This window comes from Luteitalea sp. (assembly GCF_022842525.1).
Lineage (GTDB): Bacteria > Acidobacteriota > Vicinamibacteria > Vicinamibacterales > Vicinamibacteraceae > Luteitalea.
Genome location: NZ_JALHPM010000331.1, coordinates 1 through 3,833, shown reverse-complemented (window position 1 = coordinate 3,833; position 3,833 = coordinate 1). Strand labels below are relative to the sequence as shown.

Below are 3,833 nucleotides of genomic sequence, written 5' to 3'. Positions count from 1 at the left end.
GCCTGCCGGTCGGCGCTCCCCGCCGTGACCGATTGCTCGGCGGCCGCGGCCGCCGAGCGCGCGCTCCGGGCCTGAGCACCGAGGTCGCGGTCGTCGAGGACCACGAGGACCTGCCCCGCCCGCACACGGTCGCCCGGCACCACGCGCACCTCGCGGACCGGCGCCATCAGTCGGCTGGTCACCAGCGCCGACGACTTGGCCTGGACGAGACCACCGGCCTCGACCATGGCTGGACGCGGCGCCCTGCGCACCTCCTGCATCGTCACCGTCACCGGTGCACGGGCCGTGACCGCTTCGGCGGCGTGCTCCTGGCCACCGCAGGCGCCGGCCACGAGCGCGGCCCCCGATACGAGCGCCACACCGGCGAGACGCCCCGCGACAGCACCCAATCCGTACGTGTTGTGCATGATGACTATCGTCCCAGCGCCCGATCGAGGCTGGCGGCATGCACCAGCACGTCGACGCGCGCGCGAATCTGCTGTTCCTGGGCCTGCACGACCGACTCGGCGGCCCGCAGGAGCGCGGTCACATCGGTCAATCCCTGTTCGTAGCGGTCGCGCACGATGCGCTGCCGCTCGGCCGCCTGCGTCACGACGCTCCGCGCCAGGGCGTCCCGGGCGTGGGCGGACTCGAGGCGGGCCACCGCGGACCGGACATCGAGCCGGATGGCGGTCTCGGCCCGTTCGCGCTCCAGGGCACGTCGCCGGGTGGCCTCGCTGACCTCGGCGATCCGGGCCTTGTCGGCGAAGCCGCGAAAGACGTTGATGCGGACGCCGGCCGCCACCCCCCAGCTGCCCGCGCGGTCGTTCCACGCCCCGCCATTGCCCTCCCACCCCGCCTGCGCGAAGACCTGCGGCATGTAGCTGGCCTTCGCCTCGGCCACCTGGGTGCCGGCCAGATCGACGGCCAGGCGCGCCTGCTGCAACTCGGGGCGCTGCGCCAGGGCTTCGGCCTCGAGCACCGCCAGCGCCTGCCGCGCCGGGGCCTCGGCCGGCGCAAGCGGCGCCAGCACGAACACCGTGTCGAGCGGCTCCCCCATGACGCGATTGAGTTCGGCCCGCGCCAGGTCGCTCGCAAGGGAGGCGCGCAACCGCGCTTCTTCCACCGTGGCGCGATGGACTTCGACGGCAAGGACGTCGGCGTCGGTCACCAGGCCGGCATCGCGGCGGTCGGTGGTCCGTCGCAGATCGGCCGCGGCCGCCTCGAGGGCCGCATCGGCCGCCTGACGCGAGGCCTCGGCCTGCAGCACGTCGCCGTAGGCCTGGGTCGCCGCGACGGCCAGCGCCTGGCGGACGCCCACCGTCCCTGAGGCGGCCAGGGCCACACCGAGGCGCGCCGCCCGGACCCGCGCCCGGGTCGCGCCGCCGTCGTAGATGGACTGCTCGGCGCCGACCGCGACGCGGAAGTTGTCGAGGGCGTCGGGCCGGTTCAGCGCGTCGAGCGCGAAATCGGCTTCCGTGAAGCGTCGCTGCGCGAGCAGGGACCCGAAGACGAACACCGGCTGGTTGCCGCGCTGCCAGGTCTCGCTCGCATCCACGCGCGGAAGGAAGCCGGCACGCGCCTGGTCGACCCGGTGCCCGGCCTCCTTCTCGGCCAGAGCGGCAATCCTGGCGTCGGCGTTGCCGGCCGTCGCCTTCGCGATGGCGTCCTGGAGCGTCAGTGGGGCCTGCGCGAGGGCGGGAGCCACCACCAACAGCCAACCGAGCAGCGCGGCGACGATGACGGGAGGTGTGGACGTACGTATCATCAGGAGCATGGATACCGCTCCTGTCGGAAAGGTGACAGGCCCCGAGGAGTACGCGGGCCTCGTTCGGGCCGCGGCCGGCGGCGACCCGGAGGCCATGGAGCGCTTGCTGGTGCGGGCCCAGGCCTCGGCCTACCGCTTCAGCGTGATGGTCTGCGGACGGACCGACGAAACCGAGGACGTGATGCAGGAGGCGCTGGTCAGCACCTATCGGCACGCCAGCGCCATCCGCGACCCGGAGGCCTTCAAGGCCTGGCTCTATCGCACCGTGCGCAACGCCTGCCTGCTCAATCGGCGCAAGCGTGTCGCCGAGCCGACCCACATGATGTCGCTGGACGACGACGGGCCCTTCCACGACCAGCCGGTGTACGAGCCCGAGGCCCACGCCCAGAGCCCGGAGGACGCCCTCGACGAGGCCGCGCGCCGCGAGCAGTTGCGCAAGGCGCTGCTCCGCCTGCCCGGCCCACAGCGGGAGGTCATCGTGCTGCGCGACCTCGAGGGGCTCTCCACGCGCGAGGTCGCCGATGTCGTCGGCATCTCCGAGGACAACGTCAAGCAGCGCCTGCACCGCGGCCGCGTCGCCCTGCGCGCGGTGCTGGAGGACGTGGCGTGACACGCCCCCCTCACGACAGCGCCCCCAAGGCGGCCCCCCTCCCTGGCGACGGGCAGTGCCAGCAGCAACTGCTGGAACTGTCGGCCTACCTCGAAGGCGACCTCACCACCGAGAAGATGGCCGAGCTGGATGCGCATCTGGAGGGATGCGCGTGCTGCGGGCAGATGGCGGCCAGTCTGCGCCGCGCCATTGCCCTCTGCCGCAGCGACGAGGTCCGTGACCTGCCGCCCGAGGTGCAGGCCGCTGCCCTGGCCCGAGTGCGAGCGCTGCTCCGTGATGGAATGCCGGCCGCCGAGCTGTGAGTTCGGGGTGCTGGCGCCTCGACAGGACGCCGACCCTCCCCCGCGTCACGTCGCGTGTCTCTGGCGGCAACGGGACAGCGGGTCGACAGCTAGGCGTCCGCGTCGGACTCGAGGCGCGCGAGCTTCTCGAGCAGGTGAGCCTTCATCTCGCGGGCCGCGCGAATGCGCGCATCGACGTCGACAAGCTTCTCCCGCAACCAGCGGGCCTGCGCCGCGCGGTCGCGCGGGTTGCGGTCGAAGGCTGTCGCCAGCGATCGGATCTCGCGCAGCGAGAAGCCCATGGCCTTGGCGCGCTGGATGCCGCGCACACGGTCGACCATCGCCGCATCGAACTCGCGGTAGGTGTTGGTGCCCGATGCCCCGACCCGCGGACGGAGCAGCCCTTCCCGCTCGTAGAAGCGGACCGTGTCTCGTGACAGTCCCGTCGCCGCACAGAACGCGCCGATGCGCATGCGCCCCCCTTGACCGTGGAGTGTACTCCACGGTTTAGCCTGTGGGCATGACTCGTGAACATGTCCTGGTCACCGGCGCGTCCACTGGCATCGGACGCGCCATCGCCCTCGAATTCGACGCCGCAGGATGGCACGTGCTGGCAGGCGTGCGCCGCGAAGCAGACGCGCAGGCGCTGCGCGCCGTCGGCAGTCCGCGCCTGCGTCCGATCATCCTGGACCTCACGCGTGACGAGGACATCGACGCTGCCGCGGTGCTCGTGCGCGAGACCACGGGGCCGGCCGGTCTGGCCGCGCTCGTCAACAACGCGGGCTCAAACCTGAGTGGCGCCTTCGAGTACACGCGTCCGGAACAGGCGCGGGCCCTGATGGACCTGAACCTGTTCGGGCTGGCCCGGGTCACGCAGGTGCTGCTGCCGCACCTGCGTGCCGCGGCCCGGCGTGGACGGCCCGCCACGGTCGTCAACGTCGGCTCGATCGGCAGCGTCATCAGCGTGCCGTGGGAGGTGTGGTATCACGCGTCGAAGTGGGCGGTGCTCGGCCTGACGCTGGGCCTCCGGCACGAGCTCTGGGCCGAGGGCGTGCGGGTCACGGCCGTCCTGCCTGGGGGCGTTCGGACACCATTCCTCGCCAAGTCGGGGTCGCAGATGGACGAGGCCGTGCGCGCCCTGCCACCCGACGCACCGGCTTCGTACGCTCGAGGCATGAGCGTCAGATCGGAAGAG

The 3,833-nt window shown here is 72.5% G+C and carries 6 protein-coding genes; 3 read left to right on the top strand and 3 right to left on the bottom strand.

Going from position 1 to position 3,833, the window contains the following annotated elements:
- Window positions 1-407: biotin/lipoyl-binding protein (locus Q0C41_RS30395; RefSeq protein ID WP_291990616.1), on the bottom strand; the 407-nt coding region annotated here is incomplete at its 3' end.
- 5 nt (window positions 408-412) lie between these two features.
- The gene (locus Q0C41_RS30390; RefSeq protein ID WP_291990614.1) at window positions 413-1,756 is read right to left on the bottom strand and encodes a TolC family protein; all 1,344 of its coding nucleotides are present in this window, start codon (window positions 1,754-1,756) and stop codon (window positions 413-415) included.
- On the opposite strand from Q0C41_RS30390, the gene Q0C41_RS30385 reads away from it, so the two are divergent.
- Both Q0C41_RS30385 and Q0C41_RS30380 read left to right on the top strand, forming a co-directional pair.
- Window positions 1,755-2,357 carry an RNA polymerase sigma factor gene (locus tag Q0C41_RS30385; RefSeq protein ID WP_291990612.1) on the top strand — a complete coding sequence of 201 codons (603 nt, stop codon included), beginning with the start codon at window positions 1,755-1,757 and terminating at the stop codon, window positions 2,355-2,357. The genes Q0C41_RS30390 and Q0C41_RS30385 overlap by 2 nt on opposite strands.
- Window positions 2,354-2,659, top strand: a complete 306-nt coding sequence (locus Q0C41_RS30380) for an anti-sigma factor (protein ID WP_291990610.1) — start codon at window positions 2,354-2,356, stop codon at window positions 2,657-2,659. Before Q0C41_RS30385 ends, Q0C41_RS30380 begins: the two co-directional genes overlap by 4 nt.
- Window positions 2,660-2,748: 89 nt before the next feature.
- On the opposite strand, the gene Q0C41_RS30375 is transcribed toward Q0C41_RS30380, so the two are convergent.
- Entirely contained in the window at window positions 2,749-3,111 is a 363-nt protein-coding gene (locus Q0C41_RS30375) for a MerR family transcriptional regulator (protein ID WP_291990608.1), read from the bottom strand.
- Between the two features lie 47 nt (window positions 3,112-3,158).
- On the opposite strand from Q0C41_RS30375, the gene Q0C41_RS30370 reads away from it, so the two are divergent.
- A partial coding sequence (locus Q0C41_RS30370; protein WP_291990606.1) for an SDR family NAD(P)-dependent oxidoreductase occupies window positions 3,159-3,833 on the top strand: 675 nt, incomplete at its 3' end.